This window comes from Microbispora sp. NPDC046933 (assembly GCF_040644635.1).
Taxonomy (GTDB): domain Bacteria; phylum Actinomycetota; class Actinomycetes; order Streptosporangiales; family Streptosporangiaceae; genus Microbispora.
On the sequence record NZ_JBEYWW010000014.1, the window covers coordinates 111,755 to 137,181 of the forward strand.

Annotated in this window: 21 protein-coding genes and 1 pseudogene; 9 read left to right on the forward strand and 13 right to left on the reverse strand. The window is 72.0% G+C overall.

Annotated elements, in window-relative coordinates; all coding sequences use genetic code 11:
* The first annotated feature begins 5 nt into the window (after positions 1 to 5).
* The 3 genes from ABZ857_RS20440 to ABZ857_RS20450 are packed head-to-tail and all read left to right on the forward strand — an operon-like array spanning position 6 to position 3,927.
* Positions 6 to 1,064, forward strand: a complete 1,059-nt coding sequence (locus ABZ857_RS20440) for a phosphotransferase (RefSeq protein ID WP_357045073.1) — start codon at positions 6 to 8, stop codon at positions 1,062 to 1,064.
* Positions 1,065 to 1,098: 34 nt separating this feature from the next.
* Positions 1,099 to 2,388: an ATP-grasp domain-containing protein gene (locus ABZ857_RS20445; protein WP_357045075.1), complete on the forward strand. Its 1,290-nt coding sequence runs from the start codon at positions 1,099 to 1,101 to the stop codon at positions 2,386 to 2,388.
* Between the two features lie 60 nt (positions 2,389 to 2,448).
* A complete protein-coding gene (locus ABZ857_RS20450) occupies positions 2,449 to 3,927 on the forward strand; it encodes an oligopeptide:H+ symporter (protein WP_357045077.1) in 1,479 nt (492 codons plus the stop codon).
* A 132-nt stretch (positions 3,928 to 4,059) separates the two neighbouring features.
* Here ABZ857_RS20450 and ABZ857_RS20455 read toward each other — a convergent pair whose 3' ends face one another.
* Positions 4,060 to 5,517 carry a PLP-dependent aminotransferase family protein gene (locus tag ABZ857_RS20455; RefSeq protein WP_357045079.1) on the reverse strand — a complete coding sequence of 486 codons (1,458 nt, stop codon included), beginning with the start codon at positions 5,515 to 5,517 and terminating at the stop codon, positions 4,060 to 4,062.
* A 64-nt stretch (positions 5,518 to 5,581) separates the two neighbouring features.
* On the opposite strand from ABZ857_RS20455, the gene ABZ857_RS20460 reads away from it, so the two are divergent.
* From ABZ857_RS20460 to ABZ857_RS20470, 3 genes are all read left to right on the forward strand, one after another.
* On the forward strand, positions 5,582 to 6,220 hold the full coding sequence (locus ABZ857_RS20460) for a hypothetical protein (protein ID WP_357045081.1): 639 nt from the start codon (positions 5,582 to 5,584) through the stop codon (positions 6,218 to 6,220).
* A gap of 135 nt (positions 6,221 to 6,355) precedes the next feature.
* A complete protein-coding gene (locus tag ABZ857_RS20465) occupies positions 6,356 to 8,152 on the forward strand; it encodes a glycoside hydrolase family 15 protein (RefSeq protein WP_357045083.1) in 1,797 nt (598 codons plus the stop codon).
* Between the two features lie 90 nt (positions 8,153 to 8,242).
* Positions 8,243 to 10,015, forward strand: a complete 1,773-nt coding sequence (locus ABZ857_RS20470) for a glycoside hydrolase family 15 protein (protein ID WP_357045085.1) — start codon at positions 8,243 to 8,245, stop codon at positions 10,013 to 10,015.
* Between the two features lie 14 nt (positions 10,016 to 10,029).
* On the opposite strand, the gene ABZ857_RS20475 is transcribed toward ABZ857_RS20470, so the two are convergent.
* The 4 genes from ABZ857_RS20475 to ABZ857_RS20490 are packed head-to-tail and all read right to left on the reverse strand — an operon-like array spanning position 10,030 to position 13,469.
* A complete protein-coding gene (locus tag ABZ857_RS20475) occupies positions 10,030 to 10,818 on the reverse strand; it encodes an ABC transporter ATP-binding protein (protein ID WP_357045087.1) in 789 nt (262 codons plus the stop codon).
* Complete coding sequence (locus ABZ857_RS20480) at positions 10,815 to 11,858, reverse strand: iron chelate uptake ABC transporter family permease subunit (protein ID WP_357045089.1); 1,044 nt, start codon at positions 11,856 to 11,858, stop codon at positions 10,815 to 10,817. The genes ABZ857_RS20475 and ABZ857_RS20480 overlap by 4 nt, the downstream gene beginning before the upstream one ends.
* Positions 11,855 to 12,622, reverse strand: coding sequence for a class I SAM-dependent methyltransferase (locus ABZ857_RS20485; RefSeq protein ID WP_357045091.1), 768 nt, complete (start codon positions 12,620 to 12,622; stop codon positions 11,855 to 11,857). Before ABZ857_RS20485 ends, ABZ857_RS20480 begins: the two co-directional genes overlap by 4 nt.
* Before the next feature lie 22 nt (positions 12,623 to 12,644).
* Positions 12,645 to 13,469 (reverse strand): ABC transporter substrate-binding protein, encoded by an 825-nt coding sequence (locus tag ABZ857_RS20490; RefSeq protein WP_357045092.1) that lies wholly within the window; start codon positions 13,467 to 13,469, stop codon positions 12,645 to 12,647.
* A gap of 249 nt (positions 13,470 to 13,718) precedes the next feature.
* Here ABZ857_RS20490 and ABZ857_RS20495 point away from each other — a divergent pair.
* A pseudogene (locus tag ABZ857_RS20495) lies at positions 13,719 to 13,844 on the forward strand (hypothetical protein); the annotation flags it as partial.
* 105 nt (positions 13,845 to 13,949) lie between these two features.
* Here ABZ857_RS20495 and ABZ857_RS20500 read toward each other — a convergent pair.
* The 3 genes from ABZ857_RS20500 to ABZ857_RS20510 all read right to left on the reverse strand — a co-directional run bounded on the left by ABZ857_RS20500 (position 13,950) and on the right by ABZ857_RS20510 (position 16,882).
* The gene (locus ABZ857_RS20500; protein WP_357045094.1) at positions 13,950 to 14,831 is read right to left on the reverse strand and encodes a GNAT family N-acetyltransferase; all 882 of its coding nucleotides are present in this window, start codon (positions 14,829 to 14,831) and stop codon (positions 13,950 to 13,952) included.
* 139 nt (positions 14,832 to 14,970) lie between these two features.
* The gene (locus ABZ857_RS20505; protein WP_357045096.1) at positions 14,971 to 15,876 is read right to left on the reverse strand and encodes a hypothetical protein; all 906 of its coding nucleotides are present in this window, start codon (positions 15,874 to 15,876) and stop codon (positions 14,971 to 14,973) included.
* A gap of 43 nt (positions 15,877 to 15,919) precedes the next feature.
* Positions 15,920 to 16,882 (reverse strand): LD-carboxypeptidase, encoded by a 963-nt coding sequence (locus ABZ857_RS20510; RefSeq protein WP_357045099.1) that lies wholly within the window; start codon positions 16,880 to 16,882, stop codon positions 15,920 to 15,922.
* A gap of 31 nt (positions 16,883 to 16,913) precedes the next feature.
* Between ABZ857_RS20510 and ABZ857_RS20515 the strand changes: the two genes are divergently transcribed.
* Positions 16,914 to 17,792 carry a sulfotransferase gene (locus ABZ857_RS20515; RefSeq protein WP_357045101.1) on the forward strand — a complete coding sequence of 293 codons (879 nt, stop codon included), beginning with the start codon at positions 16,914 to 16,916 and terminating at the stop codon, positions 17,790 to 17,792.
* Between the two features lie 37 nt (positions 17,793 to 17,829).
* Here the strand turns inward: ABZ857_RS20515 and ABZ857_RS20520 are convergent, their stop codons facing one another.
* The 5 genes from ABZ857_RS20520 to ABZ857_RS20540 all read right to left on the reverse strand — a co-directional run bounded on the left by ABZ857_RS20520 (position 17,830) and on the right by ABZ857_RS20540 (position 23,767).
* Positions 17,830 to 19,716 carry an ABC transporter ATP-binding protein gene (locus tag ABZ857_RS20520; protein WP_357045103.1) on the reverse strand — a complete coding sequence of 629 codons (1,887 nt, stop codon included), beginning with the start codon at positions 19,714 to 19,716 and terminating at the stop codon, positions 17,830 to 17,832.
* A 139-nt stretch (positions 19,717 to 19,855) separates the two neighbouring features.
* The gene (locus ABZ857_RS20525; RefSeq protein WP_357045105.1) at positions 19,856 to 20,710 is read right to left on the reverse strand and encodes an enoyl-CoA hydratase/isomerase family protein; all 855 of its coding nucleotides are present in this window, start codon (positions 20,708 to 20,710) and stop codon (positions 19,856 to 19,858) included.
* A 199-nt stretch (positions 20,711 to 20,909) separates the two neighbouring features.
* The gene (locus tag ABZ857_RS20530; protein ID WP_030507271.1) at positions 20,910 to 21,125 is read right to left on the reverse strand and encodes a helix-turn-helix domain-containing protein; all 216 of its coding nucleotides are present in this window, start codon (positions 21,123 to 21,125) and stop codon (positions 20,910 to 20,912) included.
* 115 nt (positions 21,126 to 21,240) lie between these two features.
* On the reverse strand, positions 21,241 to 22,839 hold the full coding sequence (locus tag ABZ857_RS20535; protein WP_357045107.1) for an ABC-F family ATP-binding cassette domain-containing protein: 1,599 nt from the start codon (positions 22,837 to 22,839) through the stop codon (positions 21,241 to 21,243).
* A 181-nt stretch (positions 22,840 to 23,020) separates the two neighbouring features.
* A complete protein-coding gene (locus ABZ857_RS20540; protein WP_357045109.1) occupies positions 23,021 to 23,767 on the reverse strand; it encodes an acVLRF1 family peptidyl-tRNA hydrolase in 747 nt (248 codons plus the stop codon).
* Positions 23,768 to 23,885: 118 nt separating this feature from the next.
* Here ABZ857_RS20540 and ABZ857_RS20545 point away from each other — a divergent pair, with 118 nt between their 5' ends.
* A complete protein-coding gene (locus ABZ857_RS20545; RefSeq protein ID WP_357045111.1) occupies positions 23,886 to 25,283 on the forward strand; it encodes an EAL domain-containing protein in 1,398 nt (465 codons plus the stop codon).
* Positions 25,284 to 25,427: the final 144 nt, after the last annotated feature.

The following is a 25,427-nucleotide window of genomic DNA, read 5'->3' on the forward strand; positions in this document are numbered from 1 at the left end:
CGATCATGAATGTGGGCGGCATCGACCACGAGTGGCTCCGGACGCGCCTCGGCTGGCCGCTGAGCGGCCACGAGGAGATCGGCGTGGACTCCGTCTCGCAGTCGGGCGGCCTCATGGGCGGTGTGTACCGGGTCCGCTGCGCCGGCCGTTCGTTCGTCTTCAAGGGACCGCCCGACAGGGTCAGCGCATGGGGAAACCTGGCGGCGGACACCGGTCTGATGGCCCGCGAGGTGCTGTCGTACCGCCTGCTGGGCGAACGCGGCCCCACGGCCCCGAAGATCGCGCCCGCGTGCCACTGGTCGGCGCTCGCTCCCGACGGCAGGGGCGCGCTCGCGCTGGAGGATCTGGGCGGTCAACCCGCCTCCGCCGCCGTCATGGCCGACGGCCTGAGCCGTTCGCAGGCCGTCGCCGCCGTACGATGCCTCGCCCTCGCGCACTCCGTCCTGGCCGTCCAGGAGGCGGACCCGTTCACACCCCCGTATCCGTGGCTCTATTCCGCGACCTCCCAGGGCCTCGTCGCCGCGGTGCGGATGGGTCTGCGGGATCTGCCGCGGCTGCTGGCGGAGCGCTGGCCCGAGAGCCCGCCCGGCGGCGAGTCGTGCGTCGGGGACGCCGACGTGGAAGCGGTGTCGGCCCGATCCCACAGCGGCGCCGGCATCGTCACGTTCTGCCACGGCGACGCGTGGGCCGGCAACATCCTGTTCGCGCCCCCGGGCGGGCCCGCGGAGCACCCGGGCGCGTTCCTGATCGACTGGCAGTTCGCGATGTGGGGCAACCCCATGTCGGACGTCGCGTTGCTGCTGCTGTCGTCGCTGGCGCCGGCGTCACGGGAGGCCTGGCAGGACGAGCTCGTCCGGCACTACCACGCGACATTGCGGCGGCACAGCGCCGTCGACTACCCCCTGGAGGCCTGCCGTGACGACCTTCGCAGGGCGGAGCCTTTCGCCGCCCTCGTGGCCCTGGCGACCGTCGAGGCGTACACGTCCGGGATGGACCGGGAGCAACTCGGCCGATTCCGCCCCCGGGTGCTCGCCGCCCTCGACCTCGCCGCGATCCGGGGCTGACGAGGCGCCGCGTCCCTGCCCTACTGTGTGCCCCATGCCCACCCTCCCCCTTCTCCTGGTCGTGTACGACCGCGGGTCCGCCAGCGCCATGGAGATCCTCGCCGCGGCGAGGAACCTGTGTTCGGTCGTCTTCGTCTGCGAGGGCGACCGGCAGCACTCGCCCGGCACGGCGGAATGGCTCGGCAGGCTGGGACGGACCCTCGACCTGACCGGCATGTCCCCCGGGGAACGGCGCGGCGCGCTGGCGGCACTGGGGGCCGGCGGGATCGTGACGTTCAGCGAGTATCAGCTGGCGAGGACGGCCGAGCTCGCCGAGGCCTGCGGGCTTCCCTTCCACAGTCCCGAGGTCGTCGCCGGCCTGGTGGACAAGCGGCGGCAGCGATCGCGCCTGCACGAAGCCGGGGTGCAGTCGACGCGCTGCCGCGTGGTGCGGAAACCGGAGGACGTGCGGGAGGCGCTGCTCGACGTGGGGCTGCCCGCGGTGATCAAGCCGAGGAGGGGCGCCGGCAGCGTCGACACCTTCCGGGTCGACAGCCTGGAGCAGGCCATGGCGGAGGCGGTGCGCTTCCTGACCGGCGGTGCCACGGAGTTCGTGGTGGAGGAACTGCTGCCCGGCGACCCGGACGCGGCCGGTCCGGACTTCGGCGACTACGTGTCGGTGGAGTCGGTCGTCCACGACGGAGTCGTGCGTCACGTGTGCGTGACCGGCAAGCTTCCGCTGGCCGAGCCGTTCCGGGAGACCGGCATGTTCCAGCCGGCCCACCTGTCCGAACGGCTGACCTCGGAGGTGCTCGCGCTGACCGAGTCCGCGCTGCGTGCTCTCGGCGTCACGCGAGGTGTGACGCACGTGGAGATCAAGCTCACTCCGGACGGGCCCCGCCTGATCGAGGTCAACGGCCGCGTGGGCGGCTACGTCGGAGCGCTCCTACGGCGCTCGGTCCGCTTCGACCTGGTTCGCGCGGCTCTGCGGGCGGCGCTGTCCCTGCCGCCGGAGATCCCGGAACCGGCGTTCCCCGCTGTGGAGTTCGTGTACTTCGTGGTGCCGCCGGCCACCGCCGAGGGCACGCTTGCGGGGATCCGGGGCCTGGACGAGGTCGCCGCGCTGGACGACGTGTGGCAGGTCAACGTGAACGCGGAGGCGGGCCGTCCCCTCCGGTGGCGCGACGGCACCGAGGGACACCTGGGCACGATCCACGGGACCGCCGCCGATCACGAACGGCTGCGCGCCACGATCGCCGCGATCCGGTCCGCGATCCAGATCGACAGCGAGTTACTCCCTATCCGGCGTTACATAATCGGACAAACAAGACATAAAGGCAGGTAAGGTACACGGGATGGTGCGTGATCGGGGGGTCGCATGGCATCCGGAAGATCGGGTCCGCCGGTGGGCGAGCGGACGTTCTTCGGCCATCCACGGGGGCTGGCCACGCTGTTCGGCACGGAGATGTGGGAGCGCTTCAGCTACTACGGCATGCGCGCCGTCCTGGTGCTGTTCCTGACGGCGCCCGTCACCCGCGGCGGCATGGGCCTGCCCGAGACGACCGCGGTCGGCATCTACGGCGTCTACATCGCCTCGGTCTACCTGCTCGCCCTCGTGGGCGGCTGGCTGGCCGACCGGCTGCTCGGGGCGCGCAGGACCGTGCTGTGCGGCGCCCTGGTCATCATGGGCGGCCACGTCAGCATGGCGATGCCCATGGGCGGCGGGTTCGTCTGGCTCGGCCTCGTACTGATCGCGCTGGGCAGCGGACTGCTCAAGCCGAACATGTCGGCGCTGGTGGGCGAGCTGTACCGGCACGAGGACGACGCCCGGCGCGACTCCGGCTACACGATCTTCTACATGGGCATCAACCTGGGCGCCTTCCTCGGCATCATGGTCGTGCCCTGGCTCCAGACGGGCGGCCGCTGGCACCTCGCCTTCGGCGCGGCGGCGCTGGGCATGGCCGTCGGCCTGGCGCAGTACGTACGGGGCCGGGCCACCCTGTGCGGCGCCGGAGAGGAGCCGGACCACCGCCTGACACCGGACGAGGAGCGGCGGTTCAAGCTCGTCGCGGGCGTCTCGCTCACCGTCGGCGCGGGCGCGCTGGCCCTGTGGGCGCTCAGCGGCACGCTCACCGTGGACCGCTTCGCCCTCCTGCTCACGGTCGTGACGGCGGCCGTGCCGGTGGCGTACTTCGCCTTCCTGTTCTCCTCGCGCGAGATCACCGCCGAGGAGCGGACCGGGCTGTTCGCGTACGTGTGGCTGTTCCTCGCCGCCGCGATCTTCTGGCTCGTCTACGACCAGGCCGGCAGCGCGCTGCTGCTGTTCGCCAAGCACGACACCGACCTGAACGTGCTCGGCTTCGCGATCCCGCCGGGCTGGGTGGGCAACATCAACTCGCTCGCGATCATCCTGGTCGCCCCCCTCTTCGCGGACATGTTCCTCAAGGCGGGCAACCGGATCAGCACGCCGTTCAAGTTCGCGGTCGGCCTGGTGGTCGTCGGGCTGAGCTTCGTCGTCATGTCGGTCGCGGCCGGCGTCGCCTCCGGCGGGGTGAAGGTCTCGGTCATGTGGCTGCTGTCGGTCTACCTCATCCAGACCGTCGCCGAGCTGTTCCTCAGCCCGGCCGGGCTGTCGGTCACCAACAAGCTCGCTCCCCGGGCGTTCGAGAACCAGCTCATGGGCCTGTGGTTCCTCTCGATGGCCCTCGGCGACTCCGTCGGCGGCCAGGCCTACCGGCTGACCAAGGTCGTGCCGATGCCGGTGTACTTCCTCACCCTCGCGCTCGCCGCGATCGCGGCGGGGCTCGTCATGCTGCTGTTCGTCCGCAGGCTCCGCGCGCTGATGGCCGAGCACCACGTGCCGTCCGTGCCCACGCCCAGCTGAACAGAGACAGGGCTGAACAGAGACAGGGCTGAACAGAGACAGGGCTGAACAGAGACAGGGCTGAACAGAGACACGCTGAACCGGCGCTCACAGGATCGGCGCTCACAGGATCGGCGCTCACAGGATCGGCGCTCACAGGATCGGCGTGAGCGGCTCGCGCGGGCGGTATCCGGCGGAGTCCCGGGCGATGCGGCGCACCGCCTCCTCCATCACGGCCGGCGGCTGGGTGAACGGCAGCCGCAGATACCGCTCCAGCGTGCCGTCCACGCCGAACCACGGTCCCGGAGCCAGCCGTACGCCACGGGCGGCGGCGGCCTCCGCGACCGAGCTCGCCACCGGCCCGTCGAGCCGCACCCACAGCGAGCCGCCGCCGCGCGGCACCGTGAACGCCCAGCCGGGCAGCTCCTCGCGCAGGACCGCCGCGAGCGCCGCGCACGACGCGCCGAGCTCACGGCGGCGCTCGGCACGCGCCTCCTCGACCCGCTCGAACAGGCGCGCCACCACGAGCTGCTCGAAGACCGCGCCCGCGATGTCCACGGCGGCCCGCAGAACGGCCAGGCGGCGGACGGTCGCGGCGCTCGTCCGGATCCAGCCGACCCGCAGGCCGCCCCACCACAGCTTCGAGGCCGACCCCACGCTGATCACCCGGCCGTCGGTGTCGAACGCGGCCAGCGGCGCCGCACGCGCCGTGTCGTCCAGCGCGATCTCCGCCCAGCTCTCGTCCGCGATCAGCCTGACGTCCCACCGGCGGGCCGCCTCCACCAGCGCGGCGCGGTCCGCGTCGGCCATCAGGTGGCCGGTCGGGTTCTGGAAGTCGGGGATGACGTACGCCAGGCAGGCCGCCGACTGGCGCATCGCGGAGCTCACCAGGTCGAGATGCCAGCCGTCCTCCTGGACGCCCACCGGCACCAGGCGGGCTCCCCGCACCCGGGCCGCGTCGATCGCGTGCGGGTAGGTCGGCGACTCGACCATCACCGGGTCGCCCGGCCCGGCGAACGCCGACATCAGCAGGTGGACGGCCTGCTGGGCCCCCGCCGTGACGAGGATCTGCTCGGGCCGGGTGGGCAGCCCCCGCTCGCCGTACCTGCGGGCGATCGCCTCGCGCAGCGGCGCGAGCCCGGCAGGGTGGTAGCCCATGCCCAGCGCGTACCGGTGATAGGCCCGGCCCGCCTCCTCGATGGCCTCGCCGAGCAGGGCGGTCGCCGGGGGCGCGGCGGAGTGCAGCGGCAGCAGCCCGTCGTCGTCGGGCGCGAGCCACGGGTTGTCGGTCCCGAGCGCGCCGGCGCCGGGCAGGGCCGTGCGGCTGCCGGACCCCTGCCTGCTCTCCAGGTAGCCCCGCTCACGCAGCCGGTCGTACGCGGCGGTCACGGTGGTGCGGCTCACGCCGAGCGCCTCGGCCAGGTGCCGCTCGGCCGGCAGGCGCACCCCCACGGCGAGCCTCCCGTCGAGGATCAGGCCGCGCACGGCCTCCGCGAGCGCCCGGTAGTAGGGCCGGGCGTCCGGTGTGTCTCCCGGGCCGTTTGCCGCGCCCTTCCCCGTGCCGCCCCGGACGAGCCGGGCGAGCTGGGGAGCGCTGAGGTGCCGATCCATAAAGGCCAATTTCTCCGATTGGCCCTTTTCTCGCAACCCCGCCGGCGTGCACGATGGGCCGACTATGACCGAGATCTCCCTCCCCCGCCCCCGTTCGCTCCCGTTGCGGCTCGTCCGCCTCTACACCGGCCTGGCGCTGTACGGCGCCGGGATCGCCCTGCTCGTCAGGTCCGGGCTGGGCCTCGACCCCTGGGAGGTCTTCCACCAGGGCATGTCGGTGCGCACCGGGTGGTCGATCGGCCTGTGCATCAACCTGGTGGGCGCGCTGGTGCTGCTGCTGTGGATCCCCCTGCGGCAACGGCCCGGCCTCGGCACGATCAGCAACGTCCTGGTGGTCGGCACCTCCGCCGACGGCGTGATGGCACTGGTCCCCGCCCCCGCGGCCTGGCCGGTCCAGTGGGCCTTCCTCCTGGGCGGCATCGTCGCCATCGCCGCCGCCTCCGGGCTCTACATCCACGCCGGCTTCGGTCCCGGGCCGCGCGACGGCCTGATGACGGGCCTCAACCGGCTCGGCCTGTCGATCCGGCTCGCCCGCACGGTCGTCGAGATCAGCGTGCTCGCCGTGGGCTGGCTCCTCGGCGGCACCGTCGGGATCGGCACGGTCGTGTTCGCCCTGACGATCGGCCCGGTGACGCAGGTCTTCATGAAGCTGTGGGCTCCCGCCGGGGACACCGCCCGGCCACCGGTTACGAAGCGCTCATGATGAGGTCGAACCGCCTGACCGGCATGGCCGAGCGGTCGCCGCCGTAACGGTCTCCCAGGTGACCACGCCTCCCCGGCGCGGGAACGTGGTCCGGCGCCGGCGGGACACGCCGTCCGGCGCGGGTAGGTGAGCAGCATGCGGATCGAGGACTACGCCCTGGTCGGGGACACCCAGTCGGCCGCCCTGATCGGCATGGACGGCTCGATCGACTGGCTGTGCCTGCCGCGGTTCGACTCCCCCTCCTGCTTCGCCCGGCTGCTCGGCGACGAGCACAACGGCTTCTGGCGGCTGGCCGCCGAAGGACGGGCCAGGGCCGCCCGGCGGGCGTACGTCGAGGACTCGCTGGTGCTCGCGACCGACTGGGAGACCTCCACCGGGACGGCCAGGGTGGTCGACTTCATGCCGGTCCGCTCCGGCAACCCGGACCTGGTCCGGATGGTGGAGGGCCTGTCGGGCACCGTCGAGATGACGACGGAGATCCGCATCCGCTTCGACTACGGCCGGATCGTGCCGTGGGCACGCCGGGCGGGCGGCCACCTGCACGCCATCGGCGGCCCCGACTCGGTCTGGATCCACTCGCCCGTCCGGCTGCGCGGTAGCGACTACCGGCACGAGGCGACGTTCAGGGTCGACGCCGGGCAGCGCCTGCCGTTCGTGTTCACCTGGCACCCCTCCCATCAGCCGCAGCCCCAGGCCATCGACCCCTTCGCCGAGCTCGGCCTGACGATCCGGCTATGGCAGGACTGGGCCGCCCGGTGCGGCTACCGGGGCCGCTGGCGCGACGCCGTCGTCCGTTCGCTCATCACACTCAAGGCGCTCACCTACAGCCCGACCGGCGGCATCGTCGCGGCGCCGACCACCTCGCTGCCCGAGCACCTGGGCGGGGTGCGCAACTGGGACTACCGCTACTGCTGGCTGCGCGACGCCTCCATGACCCTCGACGCGCTCCTGCGGGCCGGGTACCTCGAGGAGGCGGACGCCTGGCGCGTGTGGCTGCTGCGCGCCATCGCCGGCCGCCCCGAGGACCACCAGATCATGTACGGCGTGGCCGGCGAACGCCGCCTGCCGGAGATGACGCTCGACTGGCTGTCCGGATACGAGGGCTCCCGCCCCGTCCGCATCGGCAACGGCGCCGCCGGCCAGTTCCAGCTCGACGTCTACGGCCAGGTGGCCAACGCCCTCTACCGGGCGCGCAAGCGGGGCATGCCGCCCGACGACTACACCTGGGCGCTGCTGGTGAAAGGAGCCGAGTTCCTCGAACACAACTGGGACCGGCCCGACGAGGGACTGTGGGAGGTGCGCGGCCCGCGCCGCCACTTCGTCCACTCCAAGATCATGTCGTGGCTCGCCATGGACCGCATGACCCGGGGGGCCGCGGAGCTGGGCCGCACCGGGCCGTTCGACCGGTGGAGCGCACTGCGCGACCGCATCCACGCCGAGGTCTGCGACAAGGGCTACGACCCCGAACGCAACACCTTCACCCAGTCCTACGGCTCCCGGGAGCTCGACGCCGCCCTCCTGCAGATCCCCATCGTCGGCTTCCTCCCTCCCGACGACCCCCGCGTCACCGGCACCATCGAGGCCGTCGAACGCGAACTCACGACCGACGGCTTCGTCCTGCGCTACCCCGTCGCCGAAGACAACCCCGTCGACGGCCTCCGCGGCGGTGAAGGCGCCTTCCTCGCCTGCAGCTTCTGGCTCGCCCAGGCCCGCGCCATGACCGGCCGCCATGACGACGCCGTCGAACTGTTCGAACGCCTCGTCGCCCTGTCGAACGACGTCGGCCTCCTCGCCGAGGAATACGACCCCAGAACAGGCCGCCAACTCGGCAACTTCCCCCAGGCCTTCAGCCACATCCACCTGATCCACACCGCCCAGGCGCTGAGCGGAGAGGCACCCGGCGCCGGCACGTCGCGGGCGATGAGCGTGTGAGAGAAGCATCCCGCGCGGTAAAGCCATCCAATCGGCACGGCAATCAACCCGCCTACCTGCGGGCGGCCCGCCCCGGGTAGCGTGACGGGCATGCGGATCGAGGACTACGCCCTGGTGGGCGACATGCAGTCGGCCGCCCTCGTCGGCCTGGACGGCTCGATCGACTGGCTGTGCCTGCCGCGGTTCGACTCCCCCTCCTGCTTCACCCGGCTGCTCGGCGACGAGTCCAACGGCTTCTGGCGCCTGGCCCCGGCGGGACACGAGCGGGCCACGCGCCGCGCGTACGTCGAGAACACGCTCATCCTGGAGACCGTCTGGGAGACGCCCACGGGCGCGGTCAAGGTGATCGACTTCATGCCGCCCCGGCACGCCAACCCCGATCTCGTACGGATCGTCGAGGGCCTGTCCGGCACCGTGGAGATGTCGACGGAGATCCGCATCCGCTTCGACTACGGGCGCATCGTCCCCTGGGTGCGGCGCAGGAACGGGCACCTGCACGCCATCGGCGGGCCCGACTCGGTCTGGATCCACTCCGCCGTCCCGCTGCGTGGCGGCGACTACCGGCACGAGGCGAGGTTCACGGTCGCCGCCGGGGAGCGGGTGCCGTTCGTGTTCACCTGGCACCCCTCGCACGAGTCGGAGCCGGAGCGGATCGACCCGCTGGAGCAGCTCGCCGAGACCAGGCTCCTGTGGGAGGAGTGGGTCTCGCGGTGCGGTTACCGGGGCCCCTGGCGCGAGGCCGTGGTCCGCTCGCTGATCACGCTCAAGGCGCTGACCTACAGCCCGACCGGCGGCATCGTGGCCGCGCCGACCACGTCGCTGCCCGAGCACATCGGCGGGGTGCGCAACTGGGACTACCGCTACTGCTGGCTGCGTGACGCCTCCATGACGCTCGACGCGCTGACCGGCGCCGGGTACGTCGAGGAGGCCGCCGCCTGGCGTTCCTGGCTGCTGCGCGCCATCGCCGGCCGCCCCGAGGACGTCCAGGTCCTGTACGGCGTGGCCGGCGAACGCCGCCTGCCGGAGATGACGCTCGACTGGCTGTCGGGCTACGAGAACTCGACGCCCGTGCGGATCGGCAACGGCGCGGCGACCCAGCTCCAGCTCGACATCTACGGGGAGTTCGTCGACGCCCTCTACCAGGCGCGCAAGCAGGGCATGGCGCCGGACGACCACGCCTGGGCCCTGGTCACGAAGGTCATGGAGTTCTTCGAGCACAACTGGGACCAGCCCGACGAGGGATTGTGGGAGGTGCGCGGCCCCCGCCGCCACTTCGTCCATTCGAAGGTCATGGCCTGGGTCGCGGCCGACCGCATGGTCCGCGTGATCGAGGAGCTGGGCCGGCGCGGCGACGTGGAGCGCTGGCGTGCCCTGCGCGACCGCATCCACGCCGAGGTGTGCGACAAGGGCTACGACCCCGAGCGCAACACCTTCACCCAGTCCTACGGCTCGCGGGAACTCGACGCCGCCCTCCTGCAGATCCCCATCGTCGGCTTCCTGCCCCCCGACGACCCCCGGGTCATCGGCACCATCGAGGCCGTCGAACGCGAACTCATGACCGACGGCTTCGTCCTGCGCTATCCGGTGGCGGAAGACAACCCCGTCGACGGCCTGCCCGGCGGCGAAGGCGCCTTCCTCGCCTGCAGCTTCTGGCTCGCCGAGGCCAGAGCGATGATCGGCCGCCACGACGACGCCGTCGAACTGTTCGAACGCCTCGTCGCCCTGTCGAACGACGTCGGCCTCCTCGCCGAGGAATACGACCCCAGAGCAGGACGCCAGCTCGGCAACTTCCCCCAGGCGTTCACCCACATCCACCTGATCCGCACCGCCCAGGCGCTGGCCCGCTACGCCGAGCGGCGGTAGCCGAGACTCCTGACTCACCTCACCGCGCGGTGTGGGCGATCAAGCGGGCCGAGGAAGCGCAGGCAGGGGCGACCCGTGGCGGAGGTCGTGACCTCCGCCCGTACCCGGTAGACGCGCTCCAGCCACTGCTCGGTGAGGACCTCCCCGGGAGAGCCGCCGGCGACCAGCCGTCCTTCGTGCAACAGGAGCAGGTGGTCGCAATACTGTGCGGCGAGGTTGAGATCGTGCAGGGCGGTGACGACCGTGACCGGGGTCGCCGCGAGCATGTCGAGCAGTGCGAGCTGGTGGACGATGTCGAGGTGGTTGGTGGGCTCGTCCAGCAGCAGCTCCGATGGCTCCTGGGCCAGAGCACGGGCGATGTTCACCCGCTGGCGCTCACCGCCGGAGAGTGTGGACCAGCGCCGGTGTTCCAGCTCAGCCATGCCGCACTGCCGCAGGGCCTGGCGTGCGAGCGATAGATCCTGCGCGCCGGAGGCGGCCGTCCGGCCACGGTGCGGGATGCGCCCGAGCAGGACCACGTCCAGCACGGTCATCTCCACATCGGTGTTCACTTCCTGTGCCACCACTGCCAGGCGGCGGGCGACGCCGCGCCGCGGCAGGCCGTTCAGGTCGTGCCCGTCGAGCAGCACCGTGCCGCCGCGCGGTCGCATGAGCCCTGCGAGGAGCCGCAGAAGGGTGGACTTTCCCGAGCCGTTCGGGCCGAGCAACCCGGTGAGCCCACCGGGCGGTATCTCGACGGTGATCCCGTCCACGATCGGACGCCCCTGCGCCGTCCAGGTGATCTCGTGGGCGCTCAGGCTCATGCCGGCATGTCCTTTCGCCGCCACATGATGACCGCGAAGGCGGGCACGCCGATCAGCGCCGTCAGGACGCCGACAGGGATTTCGCGGGGTGCGAACGCGGCGCGGGCCACAGTGTCTGCGACGAGCAGGAACAAACCGCCACACAGGGCGCAGGCCGGCAGGAGCACGCGGTGCCGGCCACCGGTCAGGGCCCGAACGGCATGTGGGGTGATGAGGCCCACGAAGCCGATCGCGCCGCTCGCCGCTACCAGCACCGCGGTGGTGAGCGCCGTGGTGGCGAACAGCGTGATCTCCGTCCTGGCCGGAGTGATGCCCAAGGAGGCGGCGGCCTCCCTGCCGAAGGCGAACGCGTCGAGTGAAGGAGAGGCCAGCCAGCAGATGAGGACTCCCGCAGCCCCGGCGGCGGCGCACAAACCCACGCTCGCCCAGTTCGACGAGGCCAGCGAGCCCAGCAGCCAGAAGGTGACACCCCGAGTGCTCTGCGCGTCCCCGGCCCAGATCACGATGAGGCTGGTCAGCGCGCTGAACAACTGCGAGACCACGACCCCGGTCAGCACGACACGGATCGAGCCTCCGGTTCCCCTGCCGATGACCGCCAGGACGCAGCCGAAGGCGAGCAGGCTCCCCGCGAAGGCACCGGTCGACAGGGCCATGGCGCCGGTGCCGATCCCCAGGACCAGCACGGCCACGGCGCCGGTCGAGGCACCGGAGGAGATGCCGAGCAGGTAGGGATCGGCCAGCGGGTTTCGGGTCAGCGCCTGCAGCACCGCCCCGCACACCGAAAGGCCGCCTCCCACCAGCACGGCCAGCAGCACCCTGGGCAGGCGAAGCTCCCAGACGATGCCGTCGTCCAGCGCCGGAAGCGGTTCCACGGGCAGGCCGGCATGCACCGCGACCGTCCGCAGCACGGCAGCCGGAGACAAACCCGCTGCCCCCACCACCGATGCGGCCGTGATCGACATCGCGAGGAGCAGTATGCCCACGACGATCGCGAGGATGGTGCTGAGCCGTCGCGTCGCGGTGACGGTCCGCGCTGTCATCGCCTGGCGAAGACGACGTAGTCGTCGAGGTATTGCCAGGCGGTTCCCACCTCGGTGAAGCCGGCGGTTTGCAGCGCCGCGAGATGGAAGGCGAGCGGCGCCAGGGGCTGGGGCGGTCGGTCGGCGAAACGCCGTTCACGCTCGGCGAGCAGGCCGGCGAGGTCAGGAAGCCGTCCGGCAAGGGCCCACCACTCGTCCCAGGTGCACGCGCCTCCGGCGAAAGCGGCCTCCTGAACACGCTTTTCGTGGCGCTCGGACACCTCGCGCAGGGTGGGATGCTCGGCTCCGAAACGGAGATGGTCAGCGTTGAGAAGCACCGCACCGGGAGGGAGAATCGCCGCGAGTTCGGTGTAGACCCCAAGCAACTGCCGGGGCGACAGCCAGTGCAACGCGGTCGAGGTGAGCACGGCGTCGAAACGGTGTCGGGCGAGAACATCGGCCCATCCCGGTGCAGCGATATCAGTGTCGAGCACCGTTGCCCGGTCGCCGTACTCGGCGAGAACCGTCTGGGCGATCCGGACCAGCACAGGGTCGTAGTCGGCGGCGACCACCCGCGACCCGGGCAGGCGGGCGAGCACCCGATCCGAGATCGAGCCCGGCCCGCAGGCGAGGTCCAGCACAGTCGGTTCAGCGGGGGAGTGAAGGCGGAGGATGTCCAGCATGACCTCGAAGCGGTTCTCCCGATGGGCGACGTAAGCGCTTTGTTGCTCTTCCCAGCGGGCCAGCAGGTCACGGGGGGAAAGGAAAGTTGCGGGGGCGGTCAAGGTGATCTCCGATCGGTGGTGTTCAGCCGTACAGGCGGGCCAGTCCCTGACCGACCTGTTCAACGGCGGTGACGCTGCGGATGGACGGATCCATCGAGGAGCCTGGGACGACGATGAAGCGGTCCTTCTTGACCGCTTCGAGCTTGGAGGCGACGGGGTCCTTGCGGAGGAACTCCTTCTTGGCCTCGGCGCTGTCGCCATCGCCGCCGCGGGTGAGGTCGGCCAGCACGATCACGTCTGGATCACGCTCGGCGATCGCCTCCCAGTTGCCCTCCGTCCATTGCTGCGTGACGTCGGCGAAGGCGTTGCGCGCTCCCAGCAGCCTGCTGATCGTGCCGGGTAGCCCGGTGTCTCCGGCGATGGCGGGCGTCCTGGTGCCGGAGTAGTACCACATGACGCTCGCATCGAGATCCTTTGGCGCCGAGTGCTTCGCCTCCTCCAGTCTTCGCCGCAGGTCGCTGACTACTTCGCGTCCCCGGCCCGGCACGCGGAAGATCTCGGCGATGTCCCCGATCTCGGTGAAGATCGCATCGAACTCGGCCCTGGCGGGGATGAGCGTGCGGTCCTCGCAGTCGTTGGAGGACAGGTAGGCGGGGATGCCCAGCTTGGCGAGGTCCTGCCGGGATCCGGCGGCCTCGGGGGCGAAGGCCGAAGCGCGCATGGAATAGATGAAGTCGGGCTTCTTGCCCAGTAGCGCCTCGCGTCCCGGATACTGCCGCGCGAGCACGGGCACTTGCGCGTAGGACGCTTCCAGAGCGGGCAACACGGGGTCGGTCTGGTAGGCGGTGCCGGCCATACGGTCGGCCAGCCCCAGAGACAACATGATCTCTGCCGCGTTCTGCTCCATGGCGACCGCTCGCCGGGGCGGAGCCGGGATCTTCAGATCGGTCCCGCAACTCGTCAGCCGGACCGCCTGAGGCTGGGAGGAAGTGGACGCCGCCTCACTGCTTCCGCACGCGGTGACCAGCGACAGCATGCATGCCACGACCCCCCAGGAAATGGGAATGATTTTCATATTCGTTTACCTTAGCAGCGGCTCGGGAGCTTTCGTCCTGTGTGTCCCGTCGACGCCCTCTACCAGGCGCGCAAGCAGGGCATGGCGCCGGACAGGCACGCCTGGGCTCACGAAGGTCATGGAGTTCAGCTGGACGCCGCTCTCCTGCAGATCCCCATCGTCGGCTTCCTCCCTCCCGACGACCCCCGCGTCACCGGCACCATCGAGGCCGTCGAACGCGAACTCACGACCGACGGCTTCGTCCTGCGCTACCCGGTGGCGGAAGACAACCACCCACATCCACCTGATCCGCACCGCCCAGGCGCTGGCCCGCTACGCCGAGCGGCGGTAGCCGAGACTCCTGGCGCACTCGCGGAACCCGAGCGACCGGTACAGCCGGGCGGGCACCGGATAGGCGTCGTCACCGCGCGGACTCACCACCGCCCGCCGCGCGCCCGCCCGCCGCGCCGCGTGCAGCGCGGCCAGGCAGACGGCCCACGCGAGGCCGCGCTGGCGGTGGCCCGGCGCGGTGCCCGCCGGTTCGATGCGGGCGGCCCTGTTGACCTCGTCCAGCCAGACCAGGCAGAACGCCGCGGCGCTTCCGTCCGGCGCCTCGGCGATCCAGTCCAGATCCGGCCGGTACGGCCAGGCCCGCCGGACCGCGTGGTAGCTCTCCTCGGTCACCCTGGACGGATGGAACGCCGCCCGGTGCGCGGCGACGCGTTGGGGGACGTCGGCGTCGCCCACCGCGCGCAGGCGGTATCCGGCGGGCGGGCTCGGGACGGGCAGGCCGTCGTCCAGGTCCATGACCATGTGCAGGAAGAAGGGCCCCTCGTCCGTACGGCGGTAGCCGTGCCGGTCGAGCGCCGGGAACAGGTGCGTCTCGGTGCTGGAGACCGTGACCGTCCGGGCGGGCCCGGTTGCCGTCGCGGCGAACCAGTCCAGGACCTCGCCGGCCAGTGAGGGGTGCCCCGGATCGGCCGCCAGGCCGAGGTGGCCGGAGTCGGCCCATCCCCAGGCGGCGGTCTCACCACCGGCGTCCCAGAGCATGGTCGGCCACTCGTGCTCCCTGCCCGTGTGCTGGAAGCGTTCCCACGCCAGGTCGCCGACGTGCCAGGTCGCCCCGGGCGACCACAACCGGGCGGCGAGATCCTGCATCGCCCGCAGGTCATCCGCCCCGGCGTACGGTCTGTGGTCGAAGCGCACGGTCGTCATGCCGGCCAGTCTCACCCCGGCCGTCGTCCCCCCGCACGCGATTTCCCGCGCGACGGCCTCGTCGCCCCACCCCAGCGCTCAGGCGGCCAGGCGCAGTGCGGCCGCCCTGGCGTCGGGGCCATTTACAGCACGGCGTGGGCTACGACTGCCCGGCGATGCGGGCGAGGAGCCGGGCGAACTCCGGCGGCGGCGCGACGACCAGCCGGGTCTGCCCGTCGTGGCTGATGAGGTCGGCCTGGATGCGGGTCAGCTTGCCCCGGCGCCACCAGTACACGTGCGGGCTGAGCCCGTCGGCCCGGCCGGCGTGCTCGCGGTGGGCGAAGATGCGCAGGCGCTCGATGGCGCGGACCACGCCGATGCCGGCCACCGGATGCACCGCCACCATGCCCCGGTGCGGCAGCGCGGCGAGCATGCCGTCCTCGGGCACGTCCATGTACGCCGTCAGGCGGCGCAGGTGGGCCGCCGCGCTGGGCGCGGTCAGCAGCGACACCTCCGTCCCGCCGAGGTCGAGCCGCGAGACGGTGGGCCGCTCGTCGGTCAGGGCGTTGCCGATGGCCACGTCGAGCGCCTCGGCCGGCGGGATGGGCCAGCAGAACGCCTCCTCCGGCCGCACCGGGCGGGCGCCGATGGTCAGCACCTCGATCAGGTCGGCGCTGAGGTGGCGGCCGATGATCCGGGAGGGGTCCGGGAAGGCCGGGTCGTCGGCGGCGTGGACCCGCGTGCGCAGCAGCGGCTTGATCGGCGTGAGGTTGCAGGCGTCGAACGGCTCGCCGGACACGGCGTGGGCCAGGTGCTCGGAGACCAGCATCGGCCAGTCCTCGCGGGTGCGCCGGGCGGCCTCCCGGCGCAGGCCGACGAGGTTCACCACCCGCTCGCGCTCGGGCGAGGTCAGCGTCAGCGACGTGCCGTCGGCCGCGAACGCGCAGGTGTAGCCCATGGTCTCGGCGACCAGGGCCAGCAGGGAGTCGAGATCGACGTCCTCGACGGCTCTCGGGGCGGGATGGTCCGGCCGCGTCCGGCTGAGCAGTCGCCGCAAGAGTCCCAACGCACCATCCCTTCGCCACGGCCCGGGCACATCCGGGCGCGTCTCAGGTTGCCGCGTCAGAGTCGCGGAAGGTGCCCGCGACAGAGCACGATTCGGTCACAATAGTCACATTCGTCTCCAACCACATCGACATCTGTGGTGCGCCGTGGCCGACGGGCAGGCCCGCGACGGTCGGCACACCCAGCGGTGCCAGGAGTTCGGCCAGCACGGGCAGCGGGTCGCCGCAGTCCACCCACGATCCCAGCACGATGCCCGCCGCGCCGTCGAGACACCCGGCCTGCAGCAGTTGCGTCACCATGCGGTCGATCCGGTACGGCTCCTCGGTCACGTCCTCCAGCAGCACGATACGGCCCCGCGCGCGCAGCGCGTACGGCGTGCCGCACAGGGCGGCGAGCAGGGCGAGGTTGCCCCCGGTGAGCCGGCCCTCGGCCCGGCCCGGCACGATCACCCGGTCGCCCGTGACCGGCGCGGGCGTGCCGCCCTCGAACAGGGCCTCCCGCAGGCGGGCGAAGGTGACCGGCTCGGGCCCCTCCGGGTCGCTGATCGTCGCGCAGGCCGGCATCGGCCCGAACAGCGTCGCCAGTCCGAGCCTGTCCGCGAAGGCCCGGTGCAGCGCGGTGATGTCGCTCGACCCGAGCAGGATCTTCGGACCGGCCGCCGCCATGGCGTCCCAGTCAAGCAGCCCGAGCAGCCTGGTGGTGCCGTAGCCGCCCCTGGCGCAGATGACCGCCGCCACCCCGGGATCGCACCACGCGTCCTGGAGGTCGGCCGCCCGTGCGGCGTCCGGCCCGGCCAGGTAGCCCTCCCGCGCGAGGATCGACGCCCCGTGCACGACCCGCAGCCCGAGCCCGGTCAGGACCTCGGTGCCGCGTTCGAGCCGTACGGGATCGACGGGGCCGGCCGGCGCGACCAGCGCGACGGTGTCGCCGGGCCGCAGCCGCCGGGGCAGGCTCGGGACCGTTACCGAGGCGTCACCGCCCGCCCCGCCGGGGAAGCGCTCGCTCACCCTTCAAAGGGTGTCAGACTTAGCGGTATCTATGCGACCTCCGACGCACATCCTCGTGGTCAACGGTGTCAAGGTCCGCCGTCCGGTGTTCGTTGTCGCGGCGCCGCACTCCGGCGCGGACCTGCTGGGCCGTGCCCTCAAGCGCTCCCCCGGCTTCCACGTGACCATGGGCAGGGCTCCGGTGACCCGGGTCGTCTACGCCTTCGCCAGGAGGCCGTCGATCGCCCGCAGCGGCGGTGCTCCGCAGGTGCTGCGCGACGTGCTGGCGGAGGCGTGGCGGGTGGTCCCCGCGGCGTGCGCGGAGTGCACGGCCACCTGCCGGGAGGCGGGCGGCATCGTCGGCGCGGGGCCCTGCGTCGGGCCGGGCACGCTGTCCCGGTTCGGCGACGCCAGCCCCGACCTGCTCTACAGCACCCCGGTGCTGCTGCGGGCGTTCCCCGACGCCCGGTTCATCCAGATCATCCGCGACGGCCGTGACGTGGTCGCCGACATGCTGGCCGACCCCGCCTGCATGACCTGGGTCAAGCCCCACATGCTGAGCGAGGACGCCGAGTTTCCCAACCCGTTCCTCGGCGTGCGCTCGGCGGAGCACCGCGAGCGCTGGGCCGGGATGCCGCCCGCGGGCAAGTGCGCCCTGCGCTGGCGCGGGGCCGTACGGCTGAGCGCGACCCTGCGCCGCGAACTGCCCGCCGAGCACCTGCTCACCCTGCGGTACGAGGACATGGTCGCCTCGCCGGGAGAGGCGATCGACGCCGTCTCGTCCTTCCTGGAGGCCAAGGTCTCCACGATCGCGCTGTACGGCGCGACGATCCCCCGGCCGGGAAGCTGGCGCAGGCGGCTGTCGGCCGAGGACGCCGAGCTGGTGGAGAAGGTGGCCAGGGAGGAGCTCACCCGCCTCGGCTACCGCTGAAACCGCGTCTCAGGTGTCGCGGGCGTCGCGAGCCGTCTCAGGAGCCGCCCTGGCCCGAGCCGGTGAACTGGGTGCGGTACAGCTCGGCGTACGCGCCGCCCCGCTCCAGCAGCTCCTCGTGCCGGCCACGCTCGGCGACCCTGCCGTCCTCGACCACCAGGATCGTGTCGGCCTCGCGGATGGTCGACAGCCGGTGGGCGATCACCAGCGACGTCCTCCCCCGCAGCGCGGTCTTCAGCGCCTGCTGCACCGCGGCCTCGGACTCCGAGTCCAGGTGGGCGGTGGCCTCGTCGAGCACCACCACCCGCGGCGCCTTCAGCAGGAGGCGGGCCAGGGCGATGCGCTGCTTCTCCCCTCCCGACAGCCGGTAGCCGCGGTCGCCGACGACCGTCTCCAGCTCCTCGGGCAGGTTCTTGACGAGGTCGGCGATCTGGGCCGCGCGCAGCGCCTCCCAGACCTCCTCGTCGGTCGCCTCGGGACGGGCGTAGCGGAGGTTGTTGCCGATCGTGTCATGGAACAGGTGGGCGTCCTGCATGACCACTCCCACCGTGTCCCTGATGCCGTCGAGGGTGGCGTCGCGGACGTCCAGACCGTTGATCCGGACGGCTCCCTCGTCCACGTCGTACAGCCGCGACACCAGCTGGGTGATGGTCGTCTTGCCCGCGCCCGAGTGGCCGACGAGCGCCACCAGCTCGCCCGGGTGCGCGGTGAACGACACGCCCTTGAGCACCTCCTGGGAGGGCCCGGTGTCCGGGCGGGCCACCGACTCCAGCGACGCCAGCGACACCTCGGAGGCGGCCGGGTAGCGGAAGCGGACGTCGTCGAACTCGATCGTGACCGGCCCCTCGGGGATCGGCCGCGCGTCCGGCTTCTGCGCGACCATCGGCTTGAGGTCGAGCACCTCGAAGACCCGGTCGAAGCTCACCAGCGCGGTCATCACGTCCACGTGGACGTTCGACAGGCTGGTCAGCGGGCCGTACAGGCGCATGAGCAGGGACGACTGGGCGACCAGGGTGCCGAGCGCGAAGGCCCCGGAGATCGCGAGCACGCCGCCGAGGCCGTAGACCAGCGCGGTCGCCAGCGCGGCGACCAGGCCCAGCGCGATGCGGAACACCGTGCCGTACATGGCGACGATCACGCCCACGTCGCGGACCCGGCCCGCGCGCTGAGCGAAGTGCGCCGCCTCGTCGTCCGGCCTGCCGTACAGCTTGGCGACCATGGCCCCGGCCACGTTGAACCGCTCGGTCATCACCGAGCTCATCTCGGCGTCCAGCTGCATCTGCTCGCGGGTCAGCGCGGACATCCGGCGGCCGACCCACTTGGCCGGGAAGATGAAGATCGGCAACAGGACCAGCGCGACCAGCGTGACCTGCCATGACAGCACGAGCATGGTGCCGAGCACCATGACCAGGCTGATGACGTTGGACACCACCGACGACAGCGTGCTGGTGAGGGCCCGCTGCGCCCCGATGACGTCGGTGTTCAGCCGGGAGACCAGCGCGCCGGTCTGGGCGCGCATGAAGAACGCGACCGGCATGCGCTGCACGTGGTCGAAGACCTCGGTGCGCAGGTTGTAGATCAGTCCCTCGCCGATGCGCGCGGAGTACCACCGCTGCAGCAGGCCGAGCCCGGCGTCGAGCACCGCCAGCGCCCCGATCGCCACCGCGAGCCACACCACCACGTCGACCCGCCCGGGGGTGATGCCGTAGTCGATGATCGCCTTCATCAGCAGCGGGTTGGCGACCACGATGACCGCGTCGACCACGACAAGCGCGAGGAAACCGGCGATCTGGGCGCGGAACGGCCGGGCGTAGCCGGCGATGCGCCGGACGGTCCCCGGCGCGAGCCGCTCTTTCGTCACGGAGCTGTCACGCCGTAAGGACCGCATCACCTGGAGGCCGTAGCCCCCGTTCATCATCGACATATGCCGTACATCCTCCCAGCCGTGCAGCGGTGGGAGGACTCCCCCGATTCCCCCATCAGCTCGAAGCGAACAGCGTCTGTCCGCTTCAAGGTCAGTCCGACCCGGACAGTGTGCTTCAGTCCGACCCGGACAGTGTGCTTCAGTTCGACCCGAACAGTGCCCGGATGCGCGCCACCTGCTCGGCCCGCTCGGCGGCGGCCTGCTCCTCCAGGGTGCGTCCCGGCGCGGCCCGCAGCAGCCTCTTCGTCGCGGCCGCAGCGGCGCGGTCGGTCGCCAGCAGCGCGGCGGCCAGGTCCTGTACGGCCTGGGCCAGCTCGGACGCGGGCACCGCGATCTCGGCCAGGCCGAGCCGTACGGCCTCGGCGGCCCCCACGGTGCGGGCGGTCAGGCACATCTCGATGGCCCGGGGAACCCCCACGATGTCGGCCAGGGGCTTGGTCCCGGTCAGGTCGGGAACCAGCCCCAGCGCGGGCTCCTTCATGCAGAACTTCACGTCGTCGGCGACGACACGCAGGTCACACGCGAGGGCGAGCTGGAAGCCCGCCCCGATCGCGTGGCCCTGCACGGCCGCGATCGACACGATCTCCGGCCTGCGCAGCCACAGGAAGCCCTTCTGGGCCTCCGCGATCCGCTGCTCGAACTCGGTGTCGCCGAGCGCGGCGGCGCTCGCGAACGATCCCTGCCCGGGCACTCCCTCGGGCGTGAACATACGCAGGTCGATCCCGGCTGAGAAGGACGGCCCCTCGCCTCTGACCACGACCACTCTCACCTGCTCCGGAAGGGTCTCCCCGATCCGGGCCAGGGCCGACCATGTCGCGAACGTCTGCGCGTTCCGCTTGTCCGGCCGGTCCAAAGTGACGGTCGCGATCTCGCCGTCCACCTCGAAGCGCAGTCCGACCTCGGCCGGCGCGGCCGCCGAGATCGTCGACACATCGGAGCCTTCGCCCGTCTCACGGGCGTGCTCCAGATTCCCCCCCATTGCCGCTTCCGCCATGCCTGCTCCTGCGTCCGGTGCGGAGCGACGTCGCCTCGCACGGCCGGTCCGGTGCGGCGCACCGTCCGTGCCGGGCGTCCGCCCTCCTGTTCATCCCGCGGTCGCGCCCGAGCTTACCGAATATCGTTCTGGCGAGTCGGACGCGACCGCTCCTCCTGCAGGAACGAGCGGCTGCGGTCGCGCGTCTTGAGGTGGATCTCTAGCGCTTGGACTTGCCCCGGGTCGCGCCGCCGCGCCCGCGCAGAGTCACCCCGGACTCGCTCAGGATGCGGTGGATGAACCCGTACGAGCGGCCGGTGGAAGCAGCCAGAGCGCGGATGCTCTCACCCGCGGAATAGCGCTTCTTGAGATCGGCGGCCAGCTTTTCCCGGTCGGCCCCGGTCACCCGGGTGCCCTTCTTCAGAGTCTCGGCCACGAGTACCTCCTGTAGTGCCAGACTTCCGCAGCGTTACTTCAGCCCATGATCAGTCATTTCGACGGGATCGGCTACCTACTCCGCGGGAAAAGATCCCTACCCGCTCAAATTAAGATCAGGCAAGCGCCACAAGATCGGAAAATTCGTCGCTCCATGCGTCTTCCACTCCGTCTGGCAACAGAATCACCCTATCCGGCTTCAGCGCCTCCACCGCCCCCTCGTCGTGCGTGACCAGCACAATCGCGCCCGTGTAGGAGCCGAGGGCCGCCAGCACCTGATCGCGGGAGGCCGGATCGAGGTTGTTGGTGGGCTCGTCGAGCAGCAGCACGTTGGCGCTCGACAGCACCAGCGTCGCGAGGGCGAGACGGGTCTTCTCACCGCCGGACAGGACCCCCGCGGGCTTGTCCACGTCGTCGCCGGTGAACAGGAACGACCCCAGCACCTTGCGCAGGTCGACGTCGGCCAGGTCGGGCCCGGCCGACCGCATGTTCTCCAGGACCGTGCGCCCGGGGTCGAGCGTCTCGTGCTCCTGCGCGTAGTAGCCGAGCTTGAGCCCGTGGCCGGGCAGAACTTCGCCGGTGTCGGGCTTCTCGATGCCCGCGAACAGGCGCAGCAGGGTGGTCTTGCCCGCGCCGTTCAGGCCCAGGATGACGATCCGCGAGCCCCGGTCGACCGCGGCGTCGACGTCGGTGAACACCTCCAGCGAGCCGTACGACTTGGACAGGCCGCGGGCCGTCAGCGGGGTCTTCCCGCAGGGCGCGGGGTCGGGGAAGCGCAGCTTGGCCACGCGGTCGGAGCGGCGCTCGCCCTCGACGCCGGAGAGCAGCCGCCGCGCGCGCCGCTCCATGTCCTGCGCCGCCTTGGCCTTGGTGGCCTTCGCCCGCATGCGGTCGGCCTGGGACAGCAGGGCGGACGCCTGCCGCTCGGCGTTGGCCCGCTCCCGCTTGCGCCGCTTCTCGTCGGTCTCCCGCTGGGCGAGGTAGGCCTTCCAGCCGACGTTGTAGGTGTCGATCACGCAGCGGTTGGCGTCGAGATGGAGCACCCGGTTTACCGTCGCATCAAGAAGGTTTACGTCATGGCTGATGATCACCAAGCCGCCCTGGTGCGAGCGCAAAAAATCACGAAGCCAGCCGATCGAGTCCGCATCGAGGTGGTTTGTGGGCTCGTCAAGCAGGAGAGTCTCCGCTCCGGAGAACAGGATGCGGGCCAGTTCCACCCGCCGTCGCTGGCCGCCGGACAGGGTCTCCAGCGGCTGGCCGAGGACGCGGTCGGGCAGCCCGAGGCTGGAGGCGATCGAGGCCGCCTCCGACTCCGCCGCGTAGCCGCCGAGGACGTGCAGGCGGTCCTCCAGGCGGCCGTACGCGCGCACCGCCCGGTCGCGTACGCGCTGGTCGTCGGCCGCCATCCCGGCCTCGGCCTCGCGCAGTTCGCGGAGCACGGCGTCGAGGCCGCGGGCCGACAGGATGCGGTCGCGCGCCAGCACGCTCAGGTCGCCGGTGCGGGGGTCCTGCGGCAGGTAGCCGACGCTGCCGGAGATCGTGACCGTGCCCGCGGCGGGCAGGCCCTCTCCGGCCAGGACCTTGGTGAGGGTGGTCTTGCCGGCCCCGTTGCGGCCGACGAGGCCGATCTTGTCGCCCGGGTTCACCCGGAACGAGGCACCCTCGATGAGCAGGCGTGAGCCGGCGCGAAGTTCGATGTCGGTAGCGATGATCATGGTGAAGGGGACACTCCCGTAGGTGATGGGGTCAGGATCGGCACCGGGAGCGATCAGTCGGGAGCGCGCATGGGCTCAAGTGTAGTGCCGCCGCATCCACCGCCGCCTGCGGCGAAACCCCGCCCCTGCCCCGCCTCGACGGCCCTGGCCCGGTCGCGTCCCCGATCCGCCGTACGGCCGGTCAGGGGTCGAGCAGGCGGATCCGCACGGCGCGGAACAGCTCGGGAGTTCCCTCCAGGACCGCCGGCCGGGGATCGGGGACGGTGAGGAAGGGGCCGGCCTCCAGGGCGAACAGCGGCGCGAGGCGCCGGTCCAGCCTGATCTCGTCGATCGAGCGCCGGTCGCCACCGAGCACGACCGCCTCCAGGTCGGCGAGCCTCGGCAGGAGCACCCGGACGGCCACGTCGGCGGCGGCCCGCAGCGCCTCGGCCGACTGCTTGTCCCTGCGCCGGGCGAAGCGCTGCTGCGACCACCCGCCCGCCGCGCTGCGCCCGTGGACCTGACGCGAGCCGACCTTGCCGGTGACGAGCCGGGCGCCGGTGAAGACACCGGCCGCGTGCCCGCCGAGCCGGGCCAGCAGCACGCCGACGGTCCGCTCACGGCACACGTGGGCCACCAGCGCCGCCGCGGGCGGAGGAAGGCGGAACCCGCCCTCGGCCGACGCCGGCTGCTGCGGCGGTGCTCCGCGGGAGGGCTCCGGCGGCGGGGACGAGGAGGGCGGCGGTGGCGCCGTGGAGGGGCGCAGCGGCGGGAACGGCACGTGGCACTCGGCGACCGCGCCGTCGGCGGCGTCGAGACGGACCACGTCAGGCAGGACGACGGCCTCGATCGCGCCATGCCTCTCGGCGAAGCGCGCGATCCATCCGGCGAGCCGCTCGGGGGCGACCGAGATCCACCTGCCGCCTCCCGCGGCGGGCCGTGCCGTCATGGCTGATCACCCTACTCATGCACCCGTCTGTCGGATTCCGTCCAACTGACGGGGAAATATAGGTGAATTTCCTCCTGCGGACGTCAACGTCTGGGGCCCAGCGTCCCACAATTCAATCGTGTCGCTCCCCTCCCCCTCGGCGGCGCCGCTCGCCGCGACCCCTCAGAGTGTCCCGGCGCCCGGCCCGGCCCCGGCGACCCCGTTCCCCCCGGAGAACGTGCAGGAACACGCCCCGGCGGACACCGTGCGGGAACACGGCCCGGCGAACGTCGTGCAGGGACACGCCCCGGCAAGCGTCGTGTGGGAACACGCCCCTGCCAGCATGGTGCGCAGGTACACCCCTGCGGCCGCCGCCCAGCCGTACGACCAGCGCGCGTACGCGCCCGCGGTCCCCGCGCCCGGCTTCCCCGGCCCGGTCGCCCTGCTGTTCCTCCCGGTGGTCGACCTCGACACCGGCGGCGCCGTGGCCATCGAGGTGATCGCCGAGGGCGCCTCCGCCGGCGACCCGGGCGTGGCGGGCACGGTGAACGGCGTGCTGGCCGCCGCCCGCGAGGAGGCCCTGCTGCCGCTGGTCCTGCCGATCTCCGCCGCCGCCGTGGCCGGGGGTTCGGCCGGCCTCGCGCCGCTGCACGAGGCGATGCGCATGTGCAACCGGCGTCCGCGCGAGGTCATCCTCGTGATCGAGGGCGATCCTGCGCCTCTGGAGCGTACGGCCCTGCTGTCCGGGATCGACGGCCTGCGCGCGGTGGGCTACCTCATCGCGTTCGGCGGGCTCGGCACCGCCGCGCTGCCGCTCGACCTGCTCGCCGACGCCTCGCCGTACATGATCGCGCTGTCCGCCGACCTGGTGGCGCGGGCGCCGCGCGACGCGCGGCGCGGCGCGCTCGCGGAGTCGCTGGTCCGCCTGGCGCGCGGCGTCGGCGCGCACGTGCTCGCCCCGGGCGTGCGGGACGAGACGCAACTGGCGGCGGTACGCGGCTGGGGCATCAGGCTCGCGCAGGGGCCGCTGCTCGCGCCGTTCGACTGGCGGCCCTCCCACGGGTACAACCGGGTCCACGTGCCGCTGCCGGTGCCGGAGGCCACCGCCGTCACCGCCGCGCTGGGCCCTCGGGTGCAGGAGTTCCTGCTTCCCGCGGTGACGCTGCCGGCCGACTCGACGGCCGAGGAGGTGGTCGCCGTGCTGAGCGCCGAGCCCTCGATCACGAGCGTGATCCTTGTGGACGAGTATCAGCGGCCGCAGGGCAGCATCGACCGCAGCCGGTTCCTGCTCTTCATGGCCGGGGCGTACGGCCACGCGCTGCACGCGAAGAAGGCCGCCGGCCGCCTGGCGGACCCCGCGAAGATCGTGGCGAAGACGACTCCGGTGATCGCCGCCATGCAGGTGGCGGGGCGGGACAACGCCCGCGTGTACGACGACCTCGTGGTGGTCGACGAGGTCGGCAGGTGCATGGGCGTGGTCCGGGTCGGCGACCTGCTGCGGCACGCCGCCGACCTCCAGTCGCAGCCGTCCCGCTGAGACCACCGCGCGCTCGCGGCCGAGGGCGCGTTCGGCCTTCTTCATCCGCGGTGCGGCGGCGGCCGTCCGTCGAGGCCTGTGAGAGGTCGTACGCCGACATCGGCGAGGTCCCGGCCCGCGTCGCGGACCTGCGACGCGTCGCGG